Below are 26,952 nucleotides of genomic sequence, written 5' to 3'. Positions count from 1 at the left end.
CCTCCGTTTAGCGCCAGCCGAGCGCCGGCGCGACATGGGTTAAAATCGATTCGATAACGTGGGCGTTATAATCCACGCCCAGCTGGTTAGGCACGGTCAGCAGCAGCGTATCCGCTTCGGCGATGGCCTCGTCCTGCGCCAGCTGCTCGATCAGCGCGTCCGGCTCGGCGGCATAGCTGCGGCCGAAGATCGCCCGGGTCTGCGCGTCGATATATCCCAGCTGATCGCCCTCTTTGCCGCTGCCACCGAAGTAATTGCGATCCCGCTGATCCACCAGCGCAAAGATGCTGCGGCTCACGGAAACCCGCGGCTCGCGCGCATGGCCGGCCTCTTGCCAGGCGGCGCGATAGGCGCGGATCTGCTTGGCCTGCTGGATATGGAAGGGTTCGCCGGTCTCGTCATTCTTGAGCGTCGAGCTTTGCAGGTTCATGCCCAGCTTCGCCGCCCAGACGGCGGTGGCGTTCGAACCGGCGCCCCACCAGATGCGATCGCGCAGCCCGGCGGAAAACGGCTCCGGCCGCAACAGCCCGGGCGGATTGGGGAACATCGGCTGCGGATTGGGTTCGGCGAACCCTTCGCCGCGCAGCGCTTCCAGAAAGACTTCGGTATGGCGGCGGGCCATGTCAGCGTCGGTTTCGCCCTCGGCCGGGGCGTAACCGAAATAGCGCCAGCCGTCGATCACCTGCTCCGGCGAGCCGCGGCTGATGCCGAGCTGCAGCCGCCCGCCGGCGATCAGATCCGCCGCGCCGGCGTCCTCCACCATGTACAGCGGATTTTCATAGCGCATGTCGATCACGCCAGTGCCGATCTCGATACGTTGGGTTTTGGCTCCGATGGCGGCCAGCAGCGGGAACGGCGATCCCAGCTGACGCGCGAAGTGGTGCACGCGAAAATAGGCGCCGTCCGCCCCCAGATCTTCGGCGGCAACCGCCAGATCGATGGACTGCAGCAGCGCATCCGCTGCGGAACGGGTGCCGGACTGGGCGGAAGGCGTCCAGTGGCCAAACGAGAGAAAACCAATCTTTTTCATCGGGCATCGTCCTCAAAAGCAAAATCATCGGCCTACAGTGACAAAAACCGCGCGCCTTGCGCCAGCAAAATCGCCCCCGATCGCACTAAACGAACCGATTGCCGCCGCGCCGCCCGGCGATTGTAATCAAAAAACAAATGTCGTATAACAGGCAGCTCCGAGGGGTGTCCTGTTACGGGCTGAGATGGCGCAAGCCGAACCCTTTGAACCTGATCTGGGTCATGCCAGCGAAGGGACGGTTAGGCAACAACGCGATTACCCGTTGCCTGTTCATACCTCAGCGTGCCCGGATCTCCACTGACTCAAGGAGGTCCCATGTCCATCACCACCCTGTTCGAAAGCGGTCTTTACGGCCGGTTGCGCCACCATGCCGGCAGCCACTGGCAGGACTACGTCGATCACCCGTTTCTGCAGCAGCTGGCCGCCGGCACCTTGCCTGAACGCGCTTTTCGCCGCTACCTGACCCAGGACTATCTGTTCCTGCTGCACTTCGCCCGCGCCTACGCGCTGCTGGTCAGTAAGCTGCGCACCCTGCCGGAGATGCGCGCCGCCACCGCCTCGCTCAACGGCATCGTCGCCGAGCTGCCGTTGCACGTGGCCTACTGCGCCGAATGGGGGCTGAGCGAAGCGCAGATCGCCGCCCAGCCGGAGGCGGCGGAAACCATGAACTATACCCGCTACGTGCTGGACATCGGCCATGCCGGCGACGCCCTCGATCTGTTGGCCGGTCTGCTGCCCTGCGTGGCCGGCTATGCCGAAATCGGCCTGCGGCTGCTGCACGATCCCGCCACCCAGATGGAGGGCAATCCTTACGCCTCCTGGATCCGCAACTACGGCGACGAGGGCTATCTGGCCGGCGTGCGCGCCGCCATCGAGCTGCTCGAGACCGTCGGCCACCAGCGCGGCGCACAGGATCGCTTCACCGAGCTGGCGCAGATTTTCACCACCGCCACCCAACTGGAGTCGGCATTTTGGCAGATGGGGCTGAACGCCTCATGACCTCTCCGCTTCTCCCGCCCGGTATCCAGGTGCGGGATCTCAGCCTGCGTTTCGGTCAGCACATCGTCTTCGACCGGCTGAGCTTCGACATCGCCGGCGGCAGCTTCGTCGCCCTGCTCGGCGCCAGCGGCGCCGGCAAAACCAGCCTGCTGAAGATCATCGCCGGCCTGGCGCAGGCCAGCTCTGGTTCGGTGACCGGCAGCGACGGCCTGCCGATCGCCGGGCGCATCGCCTACATGGGGCAAAAAGATCTGCTTTACCCGTGGCTGACCATCGAGGAGAACGTCGCCCTCGGTTCGCGGCTGCGCGGCGAAACGCCGGATCGGGCGTGGGCGGCGCACCTGCTGGAGCGCGTGGGCCTGGCCGCGCATGGCCGCAGCCTGCCAGCCTCGCTGTCCGGCGGCATGCGCCAGCGCGCCGCCATCGCCCGCACGCTCTACGAACGCCAGCCGATCGTGCTGATGGACGAACCCTTTTCCGCGCTGGACGCCATTACCCGCGCCGAGATCCAGAGCCTGGCCGCCGAGCTGCTGGCGCAAAATACCGTGCTGTTGATCACCCACGATCCGATGGAAGCCTGCCGCCTGAGCCACCGGCTGCTGGTGCTGTCGCCCTGGCCGCTGGGCCTCGACGATACTCATCGCATCAGCGGGCTACCGCCGCGCGCGCCGGATGACGCCGACCTGCTGAAAAGCCAGGCCGAGCTGCTGCAGCAGCTGGTGAGGGCAGCACAATGAATAGTGCCCAAGAGCGTGGACTCACCCGCCTGCGGCGCGGGCTGACGGTATTCGTCGGCCTGCTGCTGCTGTGGTGGCTGGCGGCGCAAAGCGGCATCCCGGCCTTTCTGCTGCCCACGCCGGGCGCAGTGGCGCAGGCGCTGTGGGACGGGCGCGGCTATCTCGCCTGGCACACGCTGGTCACCGCTTCGGAAATCGTCAGCGGGCTGGTTCTGGGTGTGTTGCTCGGCGCGGCGCTGGCGCTGTGCATGATTTTCTCGCCGCGCCTGCAGCGCTGGCTGATGCCGCTGGTGCTCACCAGCCAGGCGATACCGGTGTTCGCCCTGGCCCCGCTGCTGGTGCTGTGGTTCGGCTTCGGCATGAGCGCCAAGGTGGCGATGGCGGTGCTGGTGATCTTCTTCCCGGTGGTGTCGGCCTTTTTCGACGGGCTGCGCCGGGTCAACAACGACTACCTCGATCTGGCGCGCACGATGCGCGCTTCGCGCTGGGCGCAGCTGCGGCACGTGCGGCTGATGGCGGCGCTGCCGGCCTTCGGCTCCGGCCTGCGCATGGCCGCCGCCGTCGCGCCCATCGGCGCCATCATCGGCGAATGGGTCGGCTCGGCCGAAGGGCTGGGCTATGTGATGCTGAACGCCAATGCGCGCATGCAGACCGACGTCTGCTTCGCCGCACTGTTTATTTTGGTGCTGATGACCGTGCTGCTGTGGGCCGCGGTGGATGCGCTGCTGCGGCGCCTGATCGCCTGGGCGCCGGAAAACGACTGATGATTGCAACCATAACCAGGGATAAAGGAACGACCATGATCAAACAAACCGTCTGCGGGCTGTTGCTCGGCGCCGCCATCACCGGCCAGGCCGGCGCGGCCGACAAGCTGACGCTGGTGCTCGACTGGTACATCAACCCCGATCACGCGCCGATTATGGTGGCCGAGCAGATCGGCGCCTTCAAGGCCGCAGGGCTGGACGTCAAGATCGTGCCGCCGTCCGATCCGGCGCTGCCGCCGCGACTGGTGGCCGCCAAACAGGCCGACCTCGCCATCACCTATCAGCCGCAGCTGCATTTCTTCGCCGATCAGGGCCTGCCGCTGATGCGCGTCGGCACGCTGATCAACACGCCGCTGAATACGGTGATCGCGCTGGATAAAAACATCACCTCGCCGGCGGATCTCAAAGGCAAAACGGTGGGTTACTCGGTCAGCGGCATCGAACAGGCGACGCTGGCCACCATGGTCGAACACGAGCATCTCAAACCGCAGGATATCAAGCTCATCAACGTCAACTTCCAACTGACCAGCGCCCTGCTGGCGGGCCAGGTCGATGCGGTGATCGGCGGCTACCGCAATATCGAAGCGCTGGAGCTGAAGCTGCAGGGCAAAAAGCCTGTGGTGTTCAACGTCGAAGACTACGGCGTGCCGGCCTACGACGAGTTGATCATCGTCGCCAACCGCGATGCGGTGAACGAGCCGAAAATTCGCAAATTCCTCGCCGCGCTGAAGCAAGGCAGCGACTACCTGCACGCGCACCCGCAGGACACCTGGTTGGCGTTCGCCAAGGCGCACCCGGAGCTAAATACCGAGCTGAACAAACAGGCGTGGCAAGCCAGCCTGCCGCTGTTCGCCCGCGATCCGGCCAAGTTGGATCGGGCCCGCTACCAGGCTTACGAACAGTTCCTGTTCGACAATAAGCTGATCAAGAAAATCACCCCGGTAGACCAGTACGCGGTGGAGCTCGACTGATCACGCCGAGGCGGCCGGCGGCGCCACCGTCACCTCGCCCTGGCCGCTGCGCTGCAGGGCCGCCTTCACCAGCCCATTGGCCTTGCAGCGTTCGATAAACGCGTTCACGTAGGCGGCGCCCTGCGTGTTTTGCCGCGGCACCGCCATCGCCTGGCGGATGGCGGTAAAATGTCCGTCCAGCACTCGGTAGCCGGGATGGGCGGCCGCGGCGGCCAACAGCGGTTGACGCACGCCGGCCGCCGCCTCCAGCCCCCGTTCGAAAAACAGCGCGATCGCCTCGGCGGAGGTTGCCGCCCGCACCAATTGCGCCTGCTGCAGCGTGCGCGATAAAAACAGATCGTACGCCGCCCCCTGCCCGACCGCGATGCGCACCTCCGGCCGGTCGAGCTGCGCCACCTCAGAGTAAGGCGCGTCGTTCGCCACCAGATAAGTCCCCTCGATGATCACGTAGGGTTCGCTGAAGGCGATCTGCGCCGCGCGCACCGGCTCGATGGCCATAAACGCCAGGTTCCAGGCGCCGCTCTCCAGATCGGCGAACACCTTGCCGGCCGCGTCATAGGTCACCAGCTCCAGCGCCACGCCCAGTTCGCGAGCCAGCGCGGCGGCCAGCTCCACCGAAGCGCCTTGCGGTTTGCCATCAGCCCCGGCCTGCGCCAGCACCGGATTGCCGTAGTTGATCGCCGCGCGCAACACGCCTTGCGGGGCCAGATCGTCGAGTACCGCTGCGGGGATTGTCTGCATACTTCCTCCTGAATGGCTGATGGATGCACCGTCGTGGCGCTCATTAAGCGTAGAGCGAAACCTCCGACCAGCAAGCTTTCGCCGCCGCGGCCGCCGTCGGCGTGATTAACGTCACACTATTGTCATAAAAATGTACAATAGCCGCCGCTCGTCGGCCGTAGCGGGAGATCGCGCGTTGTTCCGCCGCCGGCAATAGGCTATACCCTTCACTTTTCGCGCCGCGGCACGCTCGGCGGCGCAAACCAGGGCAGCAACGGTTTTATTTCAATCAGACAAGGTTTGGCGGATGGTTTTAGCAGTCGTTTCGTTTGTTCTCTTTTTGGCGTCGATTTTGATTTATCGCACCCGGGCCGCCGCCAACCGCTGGTGGTTCGCCATTCTGCTGACGCTGCTCGGCAGCTATCTGGTGCTGAACGTCATCCTGATCGCCAGCAACTACTTCACCGGCGACGGCATCACCGATGCGGTGATCTACACCGTCACCAGCAGCCTCAAAGGCGCGGGCATCAGCAAATACGTGCTGCCGTTTATCGGCCTGCTGGCGGCGCTGGGGGTGATTTTCGCGGTGCTGGCCCGCAGCCTGCTGCGCCGCAAGGCCAAAGGCAGCAGCGTGGCCTACAGCGTCGTCGCCGTGCTGCTGGCGCTGTTTTCGGTCGGTACCACCCCGGCGTTTCAGGACATCTCGCTGCTGGTCAAGAGCCAGATCGTCGGCGATACCGCCGATTTCACCACCTACTACAAGGCGCCGAAAAAGACCGTGCAGGGCAAACGGCCGAACCTGGTGTACATCTATGCCGAGAGCCTGGAGCGCACCTACTTCGATACCGAGCTGTTTCCCGGCCTGGCCGACGAGCTGAACGCCCTGCGCACGGACAGCATCGATTTCAGCAATACCCAGCAATTGCCGGGCACCGGCTACACCATCGCCGGCATGGTCGCCTCGCAGTGCGGCATTCCGCTGTTCGCGCCCTTCGACGGCAACGCCTCCAGCGCGGTCTCCACCTTCTACCCGGAGAACGTCTGCCTGGGCGACGTGCTGAAGGCCGCCGGCTACAGCAACTATTTCTATCAGGGCGCCGAGCTGGCGTTCGCCGGTAAAGACACCTTCCTGAAATCCCACGGTTTCGACCACGTTTACGGCTTCAAAGAGCTGCGCGATCGGGTCGCCGATCCGAGCTACAAAAACGACTGGGGCTGGTACGACGACAGCGTGCTGGACGTGGTGTACGGCAAGTTCGTCGAGCTGTCCAAACAGCGCCAGCCGTTCTCGCTGTTCACCCTGACCGTCGATACCCATCACCCGGACGGCTTTATCTCCGCCGGCTGCAGCAAGAAAAGCTACGCCTGGCAGAACAAGGAAAACCGCTCGCTGAGCGCGGTAGCCTGCAGCCAGCAACACATCGCCGCGCTGATCGACAAGATCAAACGCTCGCCCTATTTCAGCAATACCGTGATCGTGGTGTCCTCCGATCATCTGGCGATGAACAACACCGCCTACGATATCCTGACCAAACAGAAGCGCCGCAACCTGTTCTTCATCATCGACGGCACCCGGCCGCTGGCGGAACAGCGCAACGAGAAGCGCAGCACGCTGGACAACGGCGCCACGGTGCTGGACGTGATGGGCGGCGACAACTACATCGGCCTTGGCCGAAGCAGCCTGTCGGCGCCGTCGCTGTCTACGGTGTTCCTGAATATCGAAGAGAAGATCAACGGCTGGAAACCGGCGGTGATCAATCAGTGGGGCCTGCCGAACCGCATCAGCGACTACAGCGTGGATACGCGCCAACGCAGCTTCAGCTTCTCCGGCGTCACCTACAAGGTGCCGTTCATCCTGCGGGTGGGCGACAACCGCATCGAACCGATGTTCAACGTCTACCTCTCCACCCCGCTGCGCAAGCAGCTGGCCGGGCTGGGGGCGGGGGAGAAATTCGTCTGGGTCGATAAATGCTACGAGATCGGCCGGGTCTGGGCGCCGCAGCTGGCGCTGAGCACCGACATCTGCGTGGCCTCGGGCACCCTGGCCTCGCCGCCGCAGATCGCGCAGGCCAGCGGCGAACGCTTCAACGGCAAGGTGAACTTCACCGGCCCGGCGGCGGACAGCGTCGCCGATTATCAAAACGCCGTCGCCCGCCTGCAGGTGGACGACGCGGCGGTGAAATACCGGGCGGACACCATCGAGTTCATGCTGCCCGGCATGCCGGAACAGGTGAAAGCCATCACCGGCGTCTCCGCCGTCGAGGAATGGGGCCGCTGGTCCGACGCCAATCTGGCGCCGGCGGTCGACATCGATTACGTCGATCCGCTGCCGAAGCGCTTCGATCTGGTGCTGCGCGCCCGCGCCTACGGCAACAACGTCGGCGAACCGATTTCGGTGCGCGTCGGCGACGAAGAGCGCTTCGTGTCGCTCGGTGAACAGGACAGCACCGTCACCCTGCGCTTCGACAACCCGCGCGGCGCGCAGAAGATCAGCATTACTCCGCCGGCGCCGACCGAGCCAAAAGAGAGCGCCAGCGGCGGCTTCACGCCGAAGAAGCTGGGCATCGGCCTGGTGTCGCTGAAGGTCGAAGCGGGCGCTCCCGCCTCCTGATCCCCCGCCTTCACGGGCGCGGTATTTTCTTTGCCGCGCCCGTCATTTCGACCAAGCTTTTACGCCCTTCTTCGGCTAACCTGTGACGGTAAAACGCCGCAACCCCGCCACAGAGCCGGGACATCCAAGGAGAAAGTATGAGCTATGCCCCACCTCGCAGCGGCCTCAGCGCCGATCAGGCACTCGATCAACTGGAAGCCCTGTATGACGCCGCGGTAGACGCGCTGCGGCAGGCGGTCAGTGACTTTATCAGCCACGGCACGCTGCCGGATGCACAAGCGCGCGCCGCCGGGCTGTTCGTGTATCCCGAACTGCGCGTCAGCTGGGACGGGCAGCAATCCGGCCCGAGCAAAACCCGCGCCTTCGGCCGCTTTACCCATCCCGGCAGCTACAGCACCACCGTGACCCGGCCGCAGCTGTTCCGCCACTATCTGGCCGAACAGCTGGCGATGCTGGAACACGATTACGCCGCCCATATCGAAGTGGCGCCGTCGCAGCAGGAGATCCCGTTCCCTTATGTCATCGACGGTTCCAGCCTGGCGCTCGATCGCTCAATGAGCGCCGGCATCGCGCAGCATTTCCCCACCACCGAGCTGGCGCAGATCGGTGACGAGACCGCCGACGGCCTGTACCACGCCACCGACAACCATTTCCCGCTGTCGCATTTCGATGCGCTGCGCGCGGATTTCTCGCTGGCGCGTCTGCGGCACTACACCGGCACGCCGGTGGAACATTTTCAACCGTTCGTGCTGTTCACCAACTACACCCGCTATGTGGACGAGTTCGTGCGCTGGGCCTGCGCCCAGATCGCCGATCCGGCCAGCCCGTACATCGCGCTCTCCAGCGCCGGCGGCACCTACATCACGCCGGAAACCAGCGCCCCGGAGCAGGCGGTGTCCGATCTGGCGTGGAAAAACCACCAGATGCCGGCCTATCACCTGATCTCGCGCACCGGCCAGGGCATCACGCTGATCAACATCGGCGTCGGCCCATCCAACGCCAAGACCATCTGCGATCACCTGGCGGTGCTGCGCCCGAGCGCCTGGCTGATGATCGGCCACTGCGGCGGCCTGCGCGAAAGCCAGAAGATCGGCGATTACGTGCTGGCCCACGCCTATCTGCGCGACGATCACGTGCTGGATGCGGTGCTGCCGCCGGATATCCCGATCCCGAGCATCGCCGAGGTGCAGCGCGCCCTGTATGACGCCACCAAGATGGTCAGCGGCATGCCCGGTGAAGAGGTCAAACAGCGTTTGCGCACCGGCACCGTCGTCACCACCGACGATCGCAACTGGGAGCTGCGCTACTCCGCTTCGGCGCGCCGCTTCAACCTCAGCCGCGCGGTGGCGGTCGACATGGAGAGCGCCACCATCGCCGCTCAGGGTTATCGCTTCCGGGTGCCGTACGGCACGCTGCTGTGCGTCTCCGACAAACCGCTGCACGGCGAGATCAAACTGCCGGGCCAGGCCAACCGCTTCTACGAAGGGGCGATCTCCGAGCACCTGCAGATCGGTATCTGCGCCATCGATTTGTTGCGCGCCGAGGGCGATCGCCTGCACTCGCGCAAGCTGCGCACCTTCAACGAACCGCCGTTCCGCTAACGGTGCTCAGGCCCGCTGCGGCGGGCCGTTTTTTCCTCAACGCACCAGCGCCAGCGCGCGCTTCTCCTGGCTGCGGCCGCCGGCGATCGACAGCAACAGGTCTTTCACCAGCAGCGCCGGGGCGGACAGCCCCTGTTGGCTGGACATGCACAGTGACAGCGGCACCGACATCGTCGGCGCATTGATGCGCGCCATCCAGGCCTTGGCCGGGCCGATCATCGCGCGCGCCACCGATTCCGGCAGCACGGTCGCCCCCAACCCGCTGGCGATCGCGGCGCTCAGCGCGCCCGAGGATTCGATCTCCCCCACCACGTTGGCAGCCAGCTTGCGCAGCGCCATCGCCTCCTCCAGCTGGTTGCGCACCGCATCGCCCTCGCGCGGCAGGAACAGGTTCAGCCGCGCCACGTCCAGCAGCTCGACGCTGTTGCCGGGATGCGGCACCGCGCGCGTCGCCACCAGATAAAGATCTTCCCGCATCAATGCGATGGCGTGCAGACCGGCGGGCATTTTGGCGCCGTAGACCATCGCCATGTCCAGCGTCTGGTTAGCCACCTGCCCGGCCAACGCCGCGCCGCCGTTTTCATGCAGGCTGAGCAGGATGCCCGGCTGCTGATCGCGCAGGGTCTGCAACAGCGGCAGCGCCAACTGCGCCGCTGTGCTGCCCGACGCCAGCCCGAGAGACACCTGGCCGCTCATCGCCTGCCCGGCGCTGTTGACCGCGCTCTGCGCCTGTTCGCACTGGCGCAGAATGGTCTGCGCGTGGGCATACAGAATGTTGCCGGCCTCGGTCGGCTGCACCCCGCGCTTGGTGCGGATCAGCAGTTGCTGCTTCAGCTCCCCTTCCAGCGTCGCCAACTGCTGGCTGAGCGCCGGTTGGGCGATGTGCAACACCTCCGCCGCCTGGGTCAGGCTGCCGATATCGACGATTTTCACGAAGTACTTCAGACGTCTGAAATTCATAGTGCCTCCAGCGAGCCGCTAAATTGAGAATGCCGAAATCCGGTCATGCAATCACAGCAAGATCCAGGCCAGAGTCGGTAAACGGCCGTGGAAGCGGGGTACAAGGCGGTAAATGGCCGTTCGCCGGGCGGCGCGCGCCACCGCGCAGGGCAACCGTTGCACCATCGGCAGGCAACGGCGCCGATCAACGGGCAATTCGACGGCGCTGCGCGCGGGATAAGCGACAAAAGCGAGAAAAAGCAGCAGGTTGGGCAATCTTGCAGCAAACGAACGCATCGGGCGTTTTCACGCTTTACAAGCCGCAACCGCCCCGCTATTATTCGCCCCGTTCCAACGATTCCTCTGTAGTTCAGTCGGTAGAACGGCGGACTGTTAATCCGTATGTCACTGGTTCGAGTCCAGTCAGAGGAGCCAAATTTAGAGAAGCCCGCTCAGGGAAACCCGAGCGGGCTTTTTGCCTTTCAGCCGCCGTCAAAAGCTGCGTTTCGCCACCAGATAGGCGCCCGCCACCAGCAATAAGGCGCCGACCAGCGCCGGCAGATTCTCACGCAGCGCCGCCGGACCGGCGCGATAGGCATCGGCCAACAGCCCCATGCACAGCTGGCTGGCGACCAGGATCGAAATGGTGGCCGCCGCCCCCAGCTTCTGGTAACCCAGAATGCCGGCGAACACGAACAGCGATCCCAACAGCCCCGGCAACAGCATCCACCACCTGGCGGCGCCGGTCACTTCCGCCACCGCGCCGAGGCCGTTTTTGGCCAGCAGCAACCCCACCAGCAACAACAAACCGACGCTGGAGTTGATCACCAGCGTAATGAGGATGGTCGAAACGCTTTCGGTAATGCGCACCATCAGCAGATTCTGCACCACCAGCCCCATTCCCGCCGCGATCAGCAGTAACAGCATATTCATCGCCCTGTCTCCCGGGATCAGCGCGCGGGCGGCGTCGCCCGCTCGTCGAGCCTCAGCTGCAGGAAGGTCAGATCCAGCCATTGGCCGAATTTGGCGCCCACTTGTTCCATGCGCCCCACGTCGCGAAACCCCAGCGCCAGATGCAGCTTAATCGAGGCCTGATTGCCGGATTCGATGCCGGCCACCATCACGTGCTTGCCGATTTCCCGCGCCCGTGCGATCAGCGCCAGCAGCAACGACTTGCCAATCCCTGCGCCACGATGCGCCTGATGGACATACACCGAATGTTCCACGGTATGGCGATAACCATCCCAGGCGCGCCAGTCGCCGAACGACGCGTAGCCGATCGCCTCGTCCGCGGCGTTCACCGCCACCAGCACCGGGTAGCCCGCCGCCTGCCGCTCGCCGATCCACGCCGCGCGGTTGGCCGCATCCACGGTTTGTTCATTCCAGATGGCGGTGCTGTTCAACACCGCGTCGTTATAGATAGCGGCAATCGCCGCGCTATCGTTGAGCGTCGCATTTCGTATAATCATGGTTTACCCCGGCCAATTGTCCACTATAATACTACGATATGAATATTAAATTAGACAATCTAAATCAGCTGATCGGCGCGCGCATTCGCATTGAACGCGAGGCGCGCCACTGGTCGCTGTCCGATTTGGCCGAACGGGCGGGCGTATCGCGGGCGATGGTGCATAAGATCGAACGCGGCGAGAGCAGCCCGACGGCGATGCTGTTGGGCAGACTGGCGGGGGCGTTCGGTCTCAGCATGTCCAAACTGATCGCCCGCGCGGAAACGCAGGAAGGCCGGCTGCTGCGCCGGGAAGATCAACCGGTCTGGGTCGATCCGGAGAGCGGCTACGTGCGGCGCCACGTGTCGCCGCGCACCGATCTGCCGCTCGATCTGGTGCGCATCGAACTGCCGGCCGGCGCAGCGATCCCGATGCCGGCTTCGGTGTATGCCTTCAAGCGTCAGCTGATCTGGGTTTTATCCGGCGAACTGGTCTTTCTTGAGGGCGACGCGCGCCATGAAATGGCCGAAGGCGACTGCCTGGAGCTCGGCCCACCGGCGGACTGCCGCTTTGAAAACCAAAGCGATGAGGCATGCGTGTATATGGTGGCGGTGCTGAGCGCCGCCTGACGGCTCACCGGCGCTACCCCGGCGTCGGCTGGTTATAGCCGGCGTGGAAAAACTTCTCCGCCAACCGGCTGTCGCCGCCGGAGAAGAACTCGCTCATCGGCTCGCGGCCGAGGCCATAGGCGCGGCTGAGCTGCCCGGCCTCGAACGCCGCCCGGTTCTCGTCGCCGCAGCGCTGCGCCAAATGGTGCGCATAACCGAGCACGAAACCGCGCTTGTAGTCGGAGCAAAAGCGCGACAGCTCCGCCTCCGGCTTCAGGTTCTCTACCTTTAACCCCGCCAACAACCCTTTGCCAAAATGATCTCCCACGGGTTCCTCCTCACCGCACAATCGCTATATAACAAAATATACAGCGAATGAGCGAACGAGAACATACTCCCTAAGTTTTACTCGCCGCATAAAAAAGGCCCGCCAAGCGGGCCTGCGAGAAAGCGGGCAATCACAGCGTGAAATTCAGCCCTTCGCTGACGGTCTTGCCGAGCGGCAGACGGCCCGACGGCGCTTCTTTCTCCTGCAGGAAATCCGGCAGGCGGGCTTTGTCGCCCGGCTTGCCGATCGCCACCATGGCGTGCACCGCATAGTCGTCCGGCAGCTGCAACGCCGCTTTGATCTTATCGTGGTGAATGCCGCTCATGCAGTGGGTCAGCCAGCCTTTCAGATGCGCCTGATGCGCCAGGTTGGCCCAGGCCGCGCCGGTGTCGAATGCATGGGTCGGGTTGTCCACCAGACGCTCGCCGTTCAGGCTGGTGGTTTTGGAGACGATCACCACCAGCGCCGAGGCGTGTTGCGCCCAGCCGCGGTTGAAGTCGATCAGGAACTCCAGGTAGTTCTCCCAGCTGTCGGAGCCGTGCTTGCTGTAGGCAAAGCGCCACGGCTGAATGTTGTAGGCCGAAGGCGACCAGCGCGCTGCTTCAAAGAAGCTCAGCAGCGTTTGATCGTCGATGGCGTCGTTGGTCATCGCGCGCGGCGACCAGCGCTCGATAAATTGCGCGTCAATCGGGTAATCGGAGATTCTTGGCTGGCTCATGATAGGTTCTCGCAGTGAAGTAAAAACAAAAGTTCGCTGATATTCCCACAGCTTAGGACGGTAAAACTTTTATTTCGTGCCATTGTCCTGCGGCAATTCCTGCCGCAGCCAGGCCAGAAACGCCCTGACCGGCGGATGCCGCTCGCGCCCTGGGGCGCACAGCACGCTGTATGCGGCGCCCGGTACGCGCACCTCCGGCCGGTACGCCACCAGCAGACCGTTGTCCACCATCTCGGACACCATCACCGAGCTGGCGAGCACCCATCCCTGCCCGGCCACCGCCGCCTGCAGGGCGTAATGCTCCTCGTGATAGCTGCGCATCGCCGCATGGCGCTGCCACCAGTCCACGCCGGCGGCCCGGCACCAGTCATGCCAGCCGCTGTCGTACAGCGCCGAATCCCCCCACTTGACGGTGATCAGCACCGGATTTTCCGGCGGAGCGGCGGCCAGCCCCGGCGCGGCGTAGACGCCAAAGCTTTCCTCCAGCCGCGCCGCCTGATGCAGCGCGGGATAGTGCGCGCGGCTGTAGCGCACCGCCACATCCACGCTGGCGTCCTGCTGCAGGTCGATCACCTCGGCGCAGGCCTCCAGGCGCACCAGATAGTGCGGATGCGCCTGGTAGAAACGCCCCAGGCGCGGCACCAGCCACAGCGCCGCGAACGAGTGCGTCACCGAGACGCACAGCGAGCCGCTGCTGGGCTGCGGCCGCAGGCCCTCAAGCGTGGCGGCGACATCAAGCAGCGCGCCGTGCACTCCGGCAAACAGCGTTTCGCCCTTCGCCGTCAGCCGCACGCCGCGCGGCACCCGCTCGAACAGCGCAAAACCCAGCTGCTGTTCCAGCGCCTTGATCTGGTGCGAAATCGCCGTCGGCGTCACCGCCAGCTCGGCCGCCGCCAGCTTGAAGCTGCGCAGGCGAGCGGCGGATTCAAAGGTGCGTAACGCGTTGACGGGCAGCGTAGCGAACATGGCGAAGCCTCTTGGGATGAGTTGAGTTCATCCTGGCAGAAAAACCGTCATTTGTCGCCTGCAGACGTTCGCTTCTAGATTAAGGCTGAGTTCACTTCACACCAAGGAGCATGACATGAATACAGCTCATCAATCCAAGCGCCTGGTGGTGCTGGTCGGCAGCCCGCGCCGCGACGGCAACAGCGCCACGCTGGCGCAGGCGATCATGGCGGGCGCCGCCGAAGCCGGCACCGTCGCCAGCCTGCATTTTCTCGACGATTACCTGAGCGGTTTTCTCAGCGATGAGCGCCACGCGCCGCCGCCGGCCGATCGCTACGCCGAGCTGTTCCTGGAGCACTTCCTGCCGGCCGACGGCGCGGTATTTTGCACGCCGATTTACTGGTACGGCATGTCGGCGCAAACCAAGGCCTTTTTCGATCGCTCGTTCAGCTTCTATTCCAACGCCTACCCTCAGGCGGAACAGGTGCACCAACGCATGAGCGGCAAACGCATCGGGTTGGCGGTGGCGTCGGAAGAAACTTATCCCGGCGCGGCGCTGGGCATCGTGCATCAGATCCAGGAGTTCAGCCGCTACACCCATTCCGCCTTCGTCGGGCTGGTGCACGGCGCCGGCAACCAGCGCGGCGAGATCGCCCGCGATCCGCGCAACCCGCTGCGGGCCGCCCGCGAGTTGGGGCGCGAGTTCTTCACCCGCCCCTACTCGGATTATCAGATGGACAGCCCGCGCAGCACGCAGGTTTGGACGGAATAGCCACGGCCTCAACCGCCACTGCCGATTTGCCAGATAAAGGTCGGCGTATGGCGGTTAATTTCCCAGTCACCGATATTGCGCGCCTTGTAGATCACCGGATTATGTGAAGAGAGCGTGCGCGCATTGCGCCAGTGGCGATCCAACGCCTTGCCGGTACGGGTATCTGAAGCGCCGAGCGCATTGAACAATTCACCGGCGGCGCGCTGCACCCACTCCCCGGCGATGACCTGCGCCCTGGCGGCGTCCAGCTCCGCCGTCACGTTAAGCGCCTGCAGCAGCGCTTCATCGCCGGATCGATGCGCCTCATAAGCCTGCTGCAGCGAGGAAGTCGCTTTTAGCACCGTCGCCTCGACCGCATAGGCCCAGGCGCTGATTTGCCCCACCACCTGCTGGATCTGCACGTCGTCCTTCACCCAACCGGCGTTGCCGTGGCTATAGATCCTTTTACGTTGCCTCACGCCCTCGCCGACGTCTCGCAGCACCGCGCGGCCGATCCCCGCCAGCGTCGCCAGCAACACATGCTGATAGAACGCAGTTTGGTAGCGGAAGCGCTCGGCAAAGTCATAGACGTGCGCCTGCTCGACCTGCGCATCAATAAAACGCGTGGTGCCGCTGCCGGTAGTGCGCTGGCCAAATCCGTCCCAGTCGTCGTCGCGCTCTACGCCCGGCTGGGCGACGTTAACCAAAGCGATCACCGGGCCGCCGCTGTCGCTGCGCTCGGCATACACGTCGATCCAATCGGCAAACAGACTGCCGGTGCTGTAAAATTTCTCGCCGTTGAGCGACCAGCCGTCGGCCTGCGGCGTTACCCGGGTATTGACCTGCCCCAGCTTCACGCCGCCGATCTCGGTCCAACCGCTGCCGACCAGCTCGCCGTCGAGAAAGCGTTCGAACCAGCGATCGCGCTCCGGGCCGTCCGGCGCGTTCAGCCGATCTTCCACGAAGGCGAAATGCGCCCGCAGCGCCTGCGGCAGGTTAGAGTCCGCCTCCGCCAGTTCGGCCAGCAGTTCGAACAGCTGCGGCAACGAAGCGCCGTCGCCGCCCTTTTCACGCGGGATGCGCACCCTGCCGAACCCCGCCTCTTTCAGCCAACGGATCGGTTCATGCGGCAGCGTGCGCGACAGCTCGCGCTCCACCGCCCCAGCGGCGATTTCGGCGAAGATCGGCCGAAAACGCGCGGCCAGCTGTGCGTAGTCTGCTCCGGTGGATAACAGGTGTTGCGTCATGTCAGTGTCCTCTGTGGTTAAGCGCGATCGGCCAGATCGTCGATATCGCGCGCCGTCGGTTCGAAGCGAATGATCAGCAGGAAGACGATGGGGATCGCCGCCGCCAGTGAAACAATCCAAAACATGTCGGTGCCGAAGCGCGCCTGCAAAATCGGCAGAATAAACAGCGCCAGCGCGCTGCCGATACCGGACAGCGAACGGCCGAAACCGACGCCGGTGGCGCGGATCGCCGTCGGGTAAGAGAGCGCCGGGTAAATCATCATCTGCGCGCCGGGGCCGAAGCCTTCGGCGAACAGCCATAGGCCCAACATCAGGATCGCCAGCCCAACGCCGAACGCCGCCTGCGGATGCCCGATCAACGCCAGGGCAATCAGCGCGATAAACTGCAGCGCAAATCCGGCGATCGCCACGTGGCGCGACGGATACTTCCATGCCAGACGCATGCCGAGCAGGCCACCGGTAAAGGCGAACAACACGTTCAGCCCGAGCGAGGCGGAGAGGGTTTCAAACACCCCGGCGCCGAGAAACTGCGCCAGAATCGACGGCAGAAAGAAGGCGATGGCGGTGTATTCAAAGGAAATGCAAACGTTCATCACGCAGGAGACCAGAGTGCGCTCGCGGTACGGCTTGCGGAACAGCACGCGGAAGCTGACCTTCGCCGCCGCCGGTTGGGCGGCGTCAGGTTCCGCCTCATGGGCGGCGATGCCGTATGACTTGCGCAGGATGCGCGCCGCCTCTTTCAAATCGCCCTGGTTAGCGGCCCACAGCGGCGACTCGTTCATAAACTTGCTGCGCACCATGATGATCAGCAGCGCCGGCACCGCGCCGAAAATCAACGAGGCGCGCCACAGCCAGTTCGCATGTTCGGCCGGCAACAGAAAATAGAGCGCAAAGATGATCAGAAAACACATCGACGAAGCGGCGTACCACATCGGGCACCAGGCCGCCAGGCGCGACGCCTTGTTGGCCTTGCCGGAGAATTTGGAGAATTCGGCCAGATAGGCCATCGCCACCGGCAAATCGATGCCGACGCCGATACCCATCAAAAAGCGCGCGCCGATCAGCACCCAGACGTTGGGCGCCAGCCCGGCGGCGATGGCGGAAACCACAAAAAACAGCATATCGGCCATAAACACCTGATAGCGGCCGTACTTGTCGGTCAACCAGCCGCCGACCAGGTTGCCGAGAATGGTCCCGACCATGATCGAAGAAGTTACCACCCCGGTCAGCAGCGGGCTGAGGCTGAATTCACGCACCACGTCATCGATGCCGTAAGACAGCGTGGTCAGATCATAGGCATCGAGAAAAACACCGCCCAGCGCCAACAGCACGATCATGCGCGCATGGGTATTTTTCTCGCTGCGTTGGTTAATCAAACGCGCCACATCGCTGGCGGAGCCGATGGGCGCAGATAACGGCGGCGCGGTATCGATATTTAAGGTACTCATAGCTTCCTCGTTGTAATTGGCAGGTGACACCTCGTTTATAGGGTGAAAAAATTACGCCGACAAACAACAAATTATTCTATAAATATCATTAAAATCAATAAATTAAACACAGTTACAGCGTAACGAAAACGCCGGATTAACACGCGTTAATCCGGTCTTTATCACGGCCATTTCGGGCGGGGATTATTCTGCCGAGACCGGCACCAGCACGCCTTTCACCAGCGGGTCGTCGGTGTTTTTCAGCCACGCCTGCAACCTGGGATCGGCAAACGCCCGCTGCAGCTTGCGAATATTTTCGTCCTGCAGATAGGGCGTGCCAATCACCAGCTGCGAGGCGAAGGTCTTCGGCGCCGGTGGGAACAAGATGCCCTTCTCACGCGGCACTTTGCCGGCGTCGAACTGCGACACATAGCCAATGGCCGCATCTACCGAATTCAGCGCGCGCGGCATGGTCAGCAAATCCAGCTCCTTGAAGTTAAAATGGCGTTTGTTCTCGCGAATGTCTTTCAGCCTGGCGGTGCGCGCCTCGATCGCCGGATCCAGCCCGATCAGTCCAATGCGCTGCAGCAGCCACAACGCCTGCCCCTGATTGGCGCCGTCGTTGGGCACCACGATCTCCGCGCCGTCCGGCAACTCGGCGATCGACGTATAGCGGTCGGAATAGATGCCGAACGCCCACTGAAACACCGGCAGCGTCGGGGTCAGCTTAAAACCGTTGGCCTCCACCACCTGCTTTAGCCACCACTGGTGCTGGTAGATCGTGGCGGCGTACTGCCCCTGCGCCACCGCACGATCGGCCTGCACCGGGTCCTGCAGGCCAACCGCCTCCAGCCTGAGGCCGTAATCCGGCGCGATATGCTCGCCGACGTACTCGATCACCCGCTGCTCTCCGGCCATCGCCGGCTCAAAGTGCACTTTCAGCGTGCTGCCGAACTGCACCGTCTGCTGCTGGCGGGCGCTGAAGTGCCAAACCGCGACGGCGATAATCGCCACCGCCGCGATACCCACCGGCCACGGCCAGCGTTTCTTCTTCACTATCTCAAAATCGTGATTAGGCATGATTAAAGGGTTTCCTGATGATGACGCAACGCGGCGACCAGGCGGTCACCAATAAACTGAATCAGTTGGATCGTGGCGATCAGCACCACAATGGTGGCGATCATGATGTGATTGTCGAAACGCTGGTAGCCGTACACCACCGCCAGATAGCCGATGCCGCCTGCGCCAATGGTGCCGGCGATGGCCGAATACTCGATCATCGAGATGACGTTCAGCGTGGTGGCGGCGACGATCGCCGGCAGCGCCTCGCTGAGCTGCGCGCGGGTGACTATCTGCCAGATCGAACCGCCGGACACCAGCCCCACCGCCGTCACCTCCGGCGGCAGTTCGCGCAGCGCGTTCTCCACCAGCCGGCCGAAGAACGGAATACCGGCGACGATCATCGGGATCACCGCCGCCGGAATGCCGATGGTGGTGCCGGTCAACCAGAAGGTGAACGGAATAATCGCCGCCATCAGCACCAGAAACGGCAGCGAACGGCCCATGTTCACCAACCAGCTCAGCGCGCGATTCAGCGCCGGGCGCGGAAACAAGCCGCGCGATGAGGTGTTGAACAGCACCACGCCGACGGCGCCGCCAATCGCCACCACAAACAGCATCACGATGCCGACCATCAGCCAGGTTTCGCCGTAGGCCGGCAGCATCAACCGATGGATCTCGCGCCAGGGTGTGTCCTGGCTCATCACGCTGTCAGACAGATTTTTCATACCGCCTCCTTCAACGCCGCCGGCTGTTCCAGCACCTCGGCGAGAATGCCCAACCGCCGCAGCTCGTCCTGCAGTTCAGCCACCGAACGCGAACCGCCGCCAAAACGCACCGCAATCTCCAACCGCCCGGCCAGGCTGCCGCCCACCACTTCAACGTGGCCGCCCAACAGATCGATCTGCAGGTCGAGTTGGCGGCTGATGCGGCTGATCCAGTCGGTGGCCGCCGGCTGACGGGCGCAGTAGGTTACCTGCAGCCGCAACGCGGCGTCGGACGCCAGCGTCTTCAGCGGGAACAGCCGGCGGCCCAGAGAGGAATCGGGCGCTGCCAACAGCTCGCGCACCGGCCCTTGCTGCACAATCACGCCGTCGCGGATCTCGGCCACCGCGTCGGCGGCGTCGCGCACCGCATCCATCTCGTGGGTGATCAGGATGATCGACAGGCCATACCGATCGCGCAGCTGTTTAAGCAGGCTGAGAATGGCCCCGGTGGCGTCCGGATCCAGCCCGGAGGTGGCCTCATCCGCCAGCAGCACCGACGGATTCAGCGCCAGCGCGCGGGCGATGCCGACCCTTTGGCGCTGGCCGCCGGACAGCTGCGCCGGGTAAAACGCCGCCTTGTCCGCCAGCCCCACCGCCGCCAGCAGGCTCTTTACCCGCTTGTCGATATCGCGCGGCACCACGCCCAGATAGGTCAACGGCAGCGCCACATTCTGCCAGGCGGTTTTGCGCTGCAGCAGCGCGGAAGACTGGAACACCGTGCCTATCGCCCGCCGCTCCCTGCGCAGCGCCTCGCCCGCAAGCCGCGACAAGTCCTGGCCGTTCACCCGGATACTGCCGCTGCTCGGCCGCTCCAGCAGGCTGATGCATTTCGCCAGCGTCGATTTGCCCGCCCCGCTGGGGCCGACCACGGCGGTAATCGATCCGGCCGGCACCCGCAGCGAAACGCCCTTCAGCACCTCAATCCGGTGCCCGTCCGGCGCGCGGTAAGCCTTGTGCAACTCCTCAATCTCTATCATCGCATCCTCACTTGACGCTCAGTGCATCGGCCAAGGACGCGCCGGCCGGCCAGCGGTAGCCCACCGCCGGGTGCGGCTCCGCCAGGCGCGGCCCCTGGTTGAATAATTTTTCTCGCAGAGTGCCCGCCGTGTAGTCGCGCTTGTACGCTCCGCGTTTTTGCAGCTCGGGGATCAGCAGTTCCACCACGTCGGTGAAGCTTTCATGGGTAACGGCGTAGGCCAGATTGAAACCGTCAACATCCGTTTCCTCCACCCACGCCTGCAGTTCGTCGGCCACGGTTTGCGGGCCGCCCACCAACAGCGGGCCGAAACCGCCGATGCCGACCCATTCGGCGATGCCCTGTACTGTCCATTCACGGCTGGGATCGGCGCTGGAGAAAGTTTCCACCGCCGACTGAATGGCATTGGTGTGCAGATGCTTCAGCACCTGATCCGGCTGATACTGGCCGAAATCGATGCCGGTCCAGCCGGACACCAGCGCCAGCGCGCCTTCGTAGCTGGTATAGGATTTGTATTCCCGCCATTTTTCCTGCGCCTGTCGGTCAGTTTCACCGACGATCACCGTCTGCAGGTTGAAGATCAGGATGCTGCGCGGATCGCGCCCGGCCTCGGCGGCGCGGCGGCGGATATCGGCCACGGTTTTTTTCAGCAATGTTTTCGAAGGAGAAGCGACAAACACGCATTCAGCGTGTTCCGCAGCAAACTGCTTGCCGCGGCTGGAAGCGCCGGCCTGATACAGCACCGGCGTGCGCTGCGGCGAAGGCTCGCTCAGGTGAATGCCCGGTACCTGGAAAAACTCGCCCTTGTGGTTGATCGGATGAATTTTCGCCGGATCGCTGAAGATGCGCCGCTGACGATCGCGCAAAATCGCGCCGTCTTCCCAACTGCCCTCCAGCAGCTTGTAAACCACCTGCAGGTATTCATCGGCGTAGTCGTAGCGCGCATCGTGATCGGTCTGCGCCCGGTGGCCAATATTGCGCGCGCCGCTCTCCAGGTAAGAGGTGACGATATTCCAACCGATGCGCCCCTTGGTCAGGTGATCAAGCGTCGACAATCTGCGGGCGAAAGGATAAGGGTGCTCGAATGACAGCGAGGCGGTCAGCCCGAAGCCGAGATGTTCGGTAACCAGCGCCATCGGCGTCACCAGCGCCAGCGGATCGTTAACCGGCACCTGCGTCGCCTGGCGGATCGCCGCGTCGCCGCTGCCGTTAAGCACGTCGTAAATCCCCAGCACGTCGGCGATAAACAATCCATCGAACTTGCCGCGTTCCAGCAGGCGCGCCAGATCGGTCCAATATTCGAGATCCTTATACTGCCAGGAACGGTCGCGCGGGTGCGCCCACAGCCCCGGCGACTGATGGCCGACGCAGTTCATATCAAAAGCGTTAAGACGAATTTCACGTTGCGATGACATAGCGAGCTCCACAATTATCTGCCGGCCACGGGCGGAGCCGGGCCGGATGGGGGGGCTTAGGGTGTTAAAAACGGGAATGGACGATCAGTTTGCAGCCGGACATCGCGCCAGCAGGTATTGCGCGACGCTTTGGGCGTGTTCCGCCACCTGCGGCAGCCCCATCAGTTCGCCGAAGCGGCCGCGCGCCGCCGGGCCGGCCACCAGCAGGCGCGGGTTGGCAAGGCCGTCGCCGCCGATCGCCTGGCTGTCGGCATTGACCCACAGCCCCAATCCCAGCGGATCGGCGCGCAGCGCCCCCTGCTCCGCCAGCGAACTGAGCAACGGGCTGGCGGCGATCAGGCCGGCATGAGCCGGCCCCGTAGCGATCAGCAACCGCTGCGTCTGCAGCGCCCGCTCTGCGCCCTGGCGCGGCTGAATCGTCAAGCGCACGCCCTGCGGCATGGGTTCCGCCCGCCGCAGACGAGCGGCCAATACCTGCAGCGTGCCCGCTGCCTGTTGCTCCATCAGCAGCGTGCTCACCTGCGGCGCAAGGCGATAGCGGTGCACGTCCCAATAGGCGCGCAGATGCCGCAGAAAGCGCTGCTGTTCGGTCGGCGTCAACGCTTGCCACAGGCGCTGGCCCTGGGCGCGCACCGCGTCCAACACCGCCTGCCACGGCACCCGTTGCCGAGCGGCGCGCGCCACCTCAAGGCGCACCTGCCGCACCCCGTCACGCAGTCCGGATGGCGGGGTAAACGACCACGTCGGGTACTCCCCTTCGGCATTGGCACGCGGCAGCAAGCCGTGACGAGAGAGCGCGGTAATCGGCCCGCGATGCCCGCGGCGGTACAACGCCGCCACCGCATCGGCCATCGTCAGCCCGCTGCCGACGATCGCCAACGATTCATCGGGTTCAATCTCATCCAGCGCCCCCTCCGCCCAGGGATTGGCGATCAAACGCGCGTCGCGCGCCAGTTCCGGGGCGATCTGCCGCAGCAGCGCGGGCGGCGGATGGCTGGTCGCCAACACCACATAATCGCCCCACAGCCGTTCGCCGCCGGCGGTGATGACGGACGCGCCCTGCGCCTGCGGCTGCAGGTGCTGCGCCCGATCGCGCAGGTGCCGCAAGCGGGCCTGGCCCGACTGCGCCGCCTGATGAAAACGTTCCTCGACATAGCGGCCGAAGGCGCCGCGCTGCGGATAGGCTTTACCGTCGCGCCACAACGCCTGCGGATCGGCCGCCAGCCCGCCGCTCTCGCGGAACCAGCGGTCAAAATCCCCCGTCGGTTCATCCGCCAGCTGCATCCTTTCGGCCGGGACGTTGATGCGGTGAGTCGGCTCGGTGGTCGAATACGCCACGCCATAGCCCGGCGCGGCGCGCGGTTCGATCACCGTGACATCCACCGCTCCGCGCGCCAGCTGGATCGCCAGTGCCGCGCCGGTGAAACCGCCGCCGATAACGATAATATGGGCACGCTTCGCCATCAGCCCTCCCGCTGCGCCGGGCCGGGACGACGATCGCCGCCGATGGTTTCGCCAAATGGGCCGGTATTGATCGTGCGAGCCGTCTGATGAGCCGACTGCGCCAGCGGCAGCAGCGGCATCACCAGCTCGGCGAAGCGGTGAGCCTCTTCCAGATGCGGATAGCCGGAAAGGATGAAATTGTCGATGCCCAGCGCCTGATACTCGCGTATGCGCGCCGCCACCTGCTGCGGGTTGCCCACCAATGCGGTGCCGGCGCCGCCGCGCACCAGGCCGACGCCGGCCCACAGGTTGGGGCCGATGCGCAGACTCTCGCGCGAGCCGCCGTGCAGTTCGCTCATGCGGCGCTGGCCGGTAGAGTCCATGCGCGCAAAGATCTGCTGCGCCGCCGCGATGGTGTCGTCATCCAGATGCGCAATCAGTCGCTCGGCCGCCGCCCAGGCTTCGTCTTCAGTTTCGCGCACAATAACGTGCAGGCGAATGCCATAGCTGAGTTTACGCCCCTGCCGCTCGGCGCGCTGGCGCACCGCCGCCAGCTTTTCCGCCACCTGAGCCAGCGGCTCGCCCCAGGTCAGGTAGGTGTCGATCTGCCCGGCGGCGATGTCGATCGCTTCCGACGATGAGCCGCCGAAATAGAGCGGCGGGCCGTTTTCCTGCACCGGCGGGAACAGCAATTCGGCGCCTTCGACGCGAATATGCTTACCGCTGAAATCCACCTTCTCCCCTTGCAACAGGCGTTGATACACCGTGAGAAATTCCTGTGTCACCTCATAGCGTTCGGCATGGCTGAGGAAGATGCCATCCCCTTTGTTTTCCACCGGATCGCCGCCGGTCACCACGTTGATCAGCAGGCGTCCGTCCGACAGCCGATCCAGCGTCGCGGCCATGCGCGCCGCCAGGCTCGGCGGCTGCAGGCCGGGGCGCACCGCCACCAGGTAGCGCAACCGGCGGGTGATCGGCGCCAGCGCCGCCGCCACCAGCCAGGAATCTTCGCAGCTTTTACCGGTTGGGATCAGCACGCCGTAATAGCCGAGGTTGTCGGCGGCCAGCGCCACCTGCTGCAAATAAGGCAGGTCCACCGGGCGCCCGCCCTGCGCCGTGCCCAGATAGCGACCGTCGCCGTGGGTCGGCAGAAACCAGAAAACGTTGATGCGATCTTTCACTGACTCAGTCATTTATGCCTTTCCTATATAACTATTTTCATTATTTATCGATAGAAAAACTTTGCTTGGTTATAAAAAGAAAAGCAGGATGCGTGCCACATTGCAGATTAAAAAAAACCAATGCATATCAATATATTGATGAGATATCGACGTCAAAACGCTGCTGCATTGGCAGCAGGCGGCGGCGGTAAGCTGTTGCCAATGCAGCACCGTGCGCCTTTTATCCTCTCGCGGCGACTCATTGGCTGGGATAAGATTTTTTTCCCCATCGTCGTCAGACAGGAGACGCCCATGTACGATCCCCAACCGTTCGCCGCCGACAAACCGGTGCTGATCGATCCGGCGTCGCTCGCTCTGCAAAGCGTGCTCGATCGGCTGGCTCCCACCGACGCCACCGTGCTGATCGTCGGTGAAACCGGCACCGGCAAAGAAGTGGTGGCGCGCTATCTGCACCACCACAGCGCGCGCCGCCATCAACCTTTCCTGGCGGTCAACTGCGGCGCGCTGACGGAAAGCCTGGCGGAAGCCGAACTGTTCGGCCATGAGAAAGGCGCCTTCACCGGCGCCGTCGGCACTCATCAGGGCTGGTTCGAAGCGGCGGAAGGCGGCACCCTGCTGCTGGACGAGATCGGCGAGCTGAACCTGTCGCTGCAGGTCAAGCTGCTGCGCGTGCTGCAGGAACGGGAGATCACCCGCGTCGGTTCGCGCAAACCGCTGAAGATCGATGTGCGGGTCATCGCCGCCACCCACGTCGATCTGGCCGGCGCGATTCGCCAACGGCGGTTCCGTGAAGATCTCTATTACCGCCTGAACGTGGCGGCGGTGACTTTACCGCCCTTGCGCCAGCGGCCGGACGATATTCCGGTGCTGGCCAGACATTTTCTTGCGCTGTACGCCCGCCGTCTGGAACGGCCACTGCCGCGGTTGACGGCGGAAGCGCAGCAGGTGCTGTTGGACTACCCCTGGCCCGGCAACGTGCGCGAGCTGGAGAACACGCTGCATAATGCGGTCTTGCTGAGCCAGGAGGGGGCGATCGCCCCGCAGCAACTGCAGCTCACCCATCGCCTGACGGATAACGACGGCGGCGGCGATGACGTCATCGATCGCTTTGTGCAGCAGCAGTTGCAAGGCGACAGCGCGCAGCTTTACCAACGGGTGCTGGATGCGCTGGTGCGCAACGCCTTCGAACGCAGCGGCGGCAACCAGCTGCAAGCGGCGTCGTTGCTCGGCGTCAGCCGCAATACCCTGCGCACCCATTTGGCGCATCTTGGTCTGATCAAACCGCGCCGCCGCAGCGCCGGCGCCCCCTCACATTCACCGGCCATCAGCGCAGCGCCGCTGCCCGAACGCGAACTGCGCATCGGCTATCAAAAGTTCGGCAACCTCGGGGTGCTCAAGGCGCGGCAAAGCCTGGAACAGCTCTTCGCCACACAGCGCATCAGCGTGCTGTGGAGCGAGTTTCCCGCCGGGCCGCAGCTGCTGCACGCGCTCGACGGCGATGAGATAGACTTCGGCACCACCGGCGAAGTGCCGCCGATCTTCGCCCAGGCACAGGGCAATGCGCTGGTGTACGTCGGTTTTGAGCCGCCGGCGCCGCAGAGCGTGGCGATGGTGGTGCCGCAAGACAGCCCGATACACAGCGCCGCCGATCTGCGCGGCAAACGCATCGCGCTCAACAAAGGCTCCAACGTGCACTATTTATTGCTGCAGATGCTGGACGAACAGGGATTGACGTTGAACGACGTGCGTATCGTCTACGCGCCGCCGAAGTATCCGCTGTCGGCGACCGATCTGCAGGCAGTGGACGCCTGGATGATGTGGGATCCGCTGCTCAGCGACGCGCAACGCAACGGGGAACTGCGCGTGATCGCCGACGGCACCCAGCGGGTGCTCAATCAGCAATTCTACCTGGCGCGCCGCGACTTCGCCGAGCGCTCGGGCGATCTGTTGCAGCCGCTGATGCAAGCATTGCAGCACACCGGCCGCTACATCACTGCGCAGCCGAGAGAAGCCGCTCGTCACCTTTCCAACGAACTGGGGCTGGCGAGCGCCTCGCTGGAACTCGCGCTGTCGCGCCGCAGCCACGAGATCCGCGCCATGGATTTGCAGGTGATCCGCCAGCAGCAAAGCATCGCCGACCGCTTCTACGCCCTCGGGCTGCTGCCCAGAGCGATCGCCGTGCGCGAGGCGGTCTGGCCGTTGTGATCCCCTGCCAAAAGCGCCGACGCCAGATGTCCGGCGGATCCCGGGCGGCAGCCGACAATGCC

At 64.2% G+C, this 26,952-nt stretch carries 26 protein-coding genes, 1 tRNA gene and 1 riboswitch; of the genes, 10 read left to right on the top strand and 17 right to left on the bottom strand.

Annotation, left to right across the window (positions count from 1 at the left end):
- Positions 1-7: 7 nt before the first annotated feature.
- Positions 8-1,030, bottom strand: a complete 1,023-nt coding sequence (locus AC2CGQ_RS03830; RefSeq protein WP_015378399.1) for an LLM class flavin-dependent oxidoreductase — start codon at positions 1,028-1,030, stop codon at positions 8-10.
- A 150-nt stretch (positions 1,031-1,180) separates the two neighbouring features.
- Positions 1,181-1,283: riboswitch (TPP riboswitch) on the top strand.
- Between the two features lie 62 nt (positions 1,284-1,345).
- Between AC2CGQ_RS03830 and tenA the strand changes: the two genes are divergently transcribed.
- From tenA to AC2CGQ_RS03810, 4 genes are read left to right on the top strand one after another with little or no spacing between them, the layout of a single operon-like run.
- Entirely contained in the window at positions 1,346-2,029 is a 684-nt protein-coding gene (gene tenA, locus AC2CGQ_RS03825; protein WP_025303400.1) for a thiaminase II, read from the top strand.
- Complete coding sequence (locus tag AC2CGQ_RS03820; RefSeq protein ID WP_033632644.1) at positions 2,026-2,766, top strand: ABC transporter ATP-binding protein; 741 nt, start codon at positions 2,026-2,028, stop codon at positions 2,764-2,766. Before tenA ends, AC2CGQ_RS03820 begins: the two co-directional genes overlap by 4 nt.
- Entirely contained in the window at positions 2,763-3,530 is a 768-nt protein-coding gene (locus tag AC2CGQ_RS03815; RefSeq protein ID WP_015378402.1) for an ABC transporter permease, read from the top strand. Before AC2CGQ_RS03820 ends, AC2CGQ_RS03815 begins: the two co-directional genes overlap by 4 nt.
- 35 nt (positions 3,531-3,565) lie before the next feature.
- A complete protein-coding gene (locus AC2CGQ_RS03810) occupies positions 3,566-4,501 on the top strand; it encodes an ABC transporter substrate-binding protein (RefSeq protein ID WP_484593486.1) in 936 nt (311 codons plus the stop codon).
- On the opposite strand, the gene AC2CGQ_RS03805 is transcribed toward AC2CGQ_RS03810, so the two are convergent.
- Positions 4,502-5,242, bottom strand: a complete 741-nt coding sequence (locus AC2CGQ_RS03805; protein ID WP_015378404.1) for a transporter substrate-binding domain-containing protein — start codon at positions 5,240-5,242, stop codon at positions 4,502-4,504. It lies immediately after the preceding gene.
- 286 nt (positions 5,243-5,528) lie between these two features.
- Here AC2CGQ_RS03805 and opgB point away from each other — a divergent pair, with 286 nt between their 5' ends.
- The gene (gene opgB, locus AC2CGQ_RS03800) at positions 5,529-7,832 is read left to right on the top strand and encodes a phosphatidylglycerol--membrane-oligosaccharide glycerophosphotransferase (RefSeq protein WP_166445234.1); all 2,304 of its coding nucleotides are present in this window, start codon (positions 5,529-5,531) and stop codon (positions 7,830-7,832) included.
- 137 nt (positions 7,833-7,969) lie between these two features.
- Positions 7,970-9,433, top strand: coding sequence for an AMP nucleosidase (locus AC2CGQ_RS03795; protein ID WP_015378406.1), 1,464 nt, complete (start codon positions 7,970-7,972; stop codon positions 9,431-9,433).
- A gap of 36 nt (positions 9,434-9,469) precedes the next feature.
- Here the strand turns inward: AC2CGQ_RS03795 and nac are convergent, their stop codons facing one another.
- Positions 9,470-10,393: a nitrogen assimilation transcriptional regulator NAC gene (gene nac / locus AC2CGQ_RS03790; protein WP_015378407.1), complete on the bottom strand. Its 924-nt coding sequence runs from the start codon at positions 10,391-10,393 to the stop codon at positions 9,470-9,472.
- A gap of 51 nt (positions 10,394-10,444) precedes the next feature.
- A complete protein-coding gene (locus AC2CGQ_RS03785) occupies positions 10,445-10,669 on the bottom strand; it encodes a hypothetical protein (protein WP_134954186.1) in 225 nt (74 codons plus the stop codon).
- 62 nt (positions 10,670-10,731) lie between these two features.
- Here AC2CGQ_RS03785 and AC2CGQ_RS03780 point away from each other — a divergent pair.
- Positions 10,732-10,807: transfer RNA gene (locus AC2CGQ_RS03780), tRNA-Asn, on the top strand.
- 57 nt (positions 10,808-10,864) lie between these two features.
- Here AC2CGQ_RS03780 and AC2CGQ_RS03775 read toward each other — a convergent pair.
- On the bottom strand, positions 10,865-11,305 hold the full coding sequence (locus tag AC2CGQ_RS03775; protein WP_015378408.1) for a DMT family transporter: 441 nt from the start codon (positions 11,303-11,305) through the stop codon (positions 10,865-10,867).
- A gap of 17 nt (positions 11,306-11,322) precedes the next feature.
- Positions 11,323-11,841, bottom strand: a complete 519-nt coding sequence (locus tag AC2CGQ_RS03770; protein WP_015378409.1) for a GNAT family N-acetyltransferase — start codon at positions 11,839-11,841, stop codon at positions 11,323-11,325.
- Between the two features lie 38 nt (positions 11,842-11,879).
- Here AC2CGQ_RS03770 and AC2CGQ_RS03765 point away from each other — a divergent pair, with 38 nt between their 5' ends.
- On the top strand, positions 11,880-12,449 hold the full coding sequence (locus AC2CGQ_RS03765; RefSeq protein ID WP_015378410.1) for a helix-turn-helix domain-containing protein: 570 nt from the start codon (positions 11,880-11,882) through the stop codon (positions 12,447-12,449).
- A gap of 13 nt (positions 12,450-12,462) precedes the next feature.
- Here AC2CGQ_RS03765 and AC2CGQ_RS03760 read toward each other — a convergent pair whose 3' ends face one another.
- The 3 genes from AC2CGQ_RS03760 to AC2CGQ_RS03750 form a co-directional block, all read right to left on the bottom strand.
- Positions 12,463-12,756, bottom strand: coding sequence for a DUF2623 family protein (locus tag AC2CGQ_RS03760; RefSeq protein WP_015378411.1), 294 nt, complete (start codon positions 12,754-12,756; stop codon positions 12,463-12,465).
- Positions 12,757-12,886: 130 nt separating this feature from the next.
- The gene (locus AC2CGQ_RS03755) at positions 12,887-13,474 is read right to left on the bottom strand and encodes a nitroreductase family protein (protein WP_015378412.1); all 588 of its coding nucleotides are present in this window, start codon (positions 13,472-13,474) and stop codon (positions 12,887-12,889) included.
- A 69-nt stretch (positions 13,475-13,543) separates the two neighbouring features.
- Positions 13,544-14,440: a LysR substrate-binding domain-containing protein gene (locus AC2CGQ_RS03750; RefSeq protein WP_082996628.1), complete on the bottom strand. Its 897-nt coding sequence runs from the start codon at positions 14,438-14,440 to the stop codon at positions 13,544-13,546.
- Positions 14,441-14,555: 115 nt separating this feature from the next.
- Between AC2CGQ_RS03750 and AC2CGQ_RS03745 the strand changes: the two genes are divergently transcribed.
- On the top strand, positions 14,556-15,191 hold the full coding sequence (locus AC2CGQ_RS03745) for a flavodoxin family protein (protein ID WP_075685225.1): 636 nt from the start codon (positions 14,556-14,558) through the stop codon (positions 15,189-15,191).
- 8 nt (positions 15,192-15,199) lie between these two features.
- Here the strand turns inward: AC2CGQ_RS03745 and AC2CGQ_RS03740 are convergent, their stop codons facing one another.
- The 8 genes from AC2CGQ_RS03740 to ssuD form a co-directional block, all read right to left on the bottom strand.
- Positions 15,200-16,417, bottom strand: coding sequence for an acyl-CoA dehydrogenase family protein (locus AC2CGQ_RS03740; protein WP_015378415.1), 1,218 nt, complete (start codon positions 16,415-16,417; stop codon positions 15,200-15,202).
- Positions 16,418-16,434: 17 nt separating this feature from the next.
- Entirely contained in the window at positions 16,435-17,865 is a 1,431-nt protein-coding gene (locus tag AC2CGQ_RS03735) for an MFS transporter (RefSeq protein ID WP_172574818.1), read from the bottom strand.
- Positions 17,866-18,048: 183 nt separating this feature from the next.
- Entirely contained in the window at positions 18,049-18,924 is an 876-nt protein-coding gene (locus tag AC2CGQ_RS03730; protein WP_076740683.1) for a MetQ/NlpA family ABC transporter substrate-binding protein, read from the bottom strand.
- Between the two features lie 2 nt (positions 18,925-18,926).
- Positions 18,927-19,631 carry a methionine ABC transporter permease gene (locus AC2CGQ_RS03725; RefSeq protein ID WP_484593485.1) on the bottom strand — a complete coding sequence of 235 codons (705 nt, stop codon included), beginning with the start codon at positions 19,629-19,631 and terminating at the stop codon, positions 18,927-18,929.
- Positions 19,628-20,647, bottom strand: a complete 1,020-nt coding sequence (locus tag AC2CGQ_RS03720) for a methionine ABC transporter ATP-binding protein (RefSeq protein ID WP_088381739.1) — start codon at positions 20,645-20,647, stop codon at positions 19,628-19,630. The genes AC2CGQ_RS03725 and AC2CGQ_RS03720 overlap by 4 nt, the downstream gene beginning before the upstream one ends.
- A 7-nt stretch (positions 20,648-20,654) precedes the next feature.
- Positions 20,655-22,061 (bottom strand): LLM class flavin-dependent oxidoreductase, encoded by a 1,407-nt coding sequence (locus tag AC2CGQ_RS03715; RefSeq protein ID WP_021505841.1) that lies wholly within the window; start codon positions 22,059-22,061, stop codon positions 20,655-20,657.
- A gap of 84 nt (positions 22,062-22,145) precedes the next feature.
- Positions 22,146-23,525 (bottom strand): FAD/NAD(P)-binding protein, encoded by a 1,380-nt coding sequence (locus tag AC2CGQ_RS03710; protein WP_484593484.1) that lies wholly within the window; start codon positions 23,523-23,525, stop codon positions 22,146-22,148.
- Positions 23,525-24,697, bottom strand: a complete 1,173-nt coding sequence (gene ssuD, locus AC2CGQ_RS03705) for an FMNH2-dependent alkanesulfonate monooxygenase (protein ID WP_021505843.1) — start codon at positions 24,695-24,697, stop codon at positions 23,525-23,527. The genes AC2CGQ_RS03710 and ssuD overlap by 1 nt, the downstream gene beginning before the upstream one ends.
- 279 nt (positions 24,698-24,976) lie before the next feature.
- Between ssuD and AC2CGQ_RS03700 the strand changes: the two genes are divergently transcribed.
- Entirely contained in the window at positions 24,977-26,890 is a 1,914-nt protein-coding gene (locus tag AC2CGQ_RS03700; RefSeq protein WP_021505844.1) for a sigma-54-dependent Fis family transcriptional regulator, read from the top strand.
- Positions 26,891-26,952: the final 62 nt, after the last annotated feature.

The organism is Serratia sp. DFXYC6 (assembly GCF_057196085.1).
The sequence above is the reverse complement of the archived record's forward strand: the minus strand, read 5'-3'. Positions and strand labels throughout refer to the sequence as shown.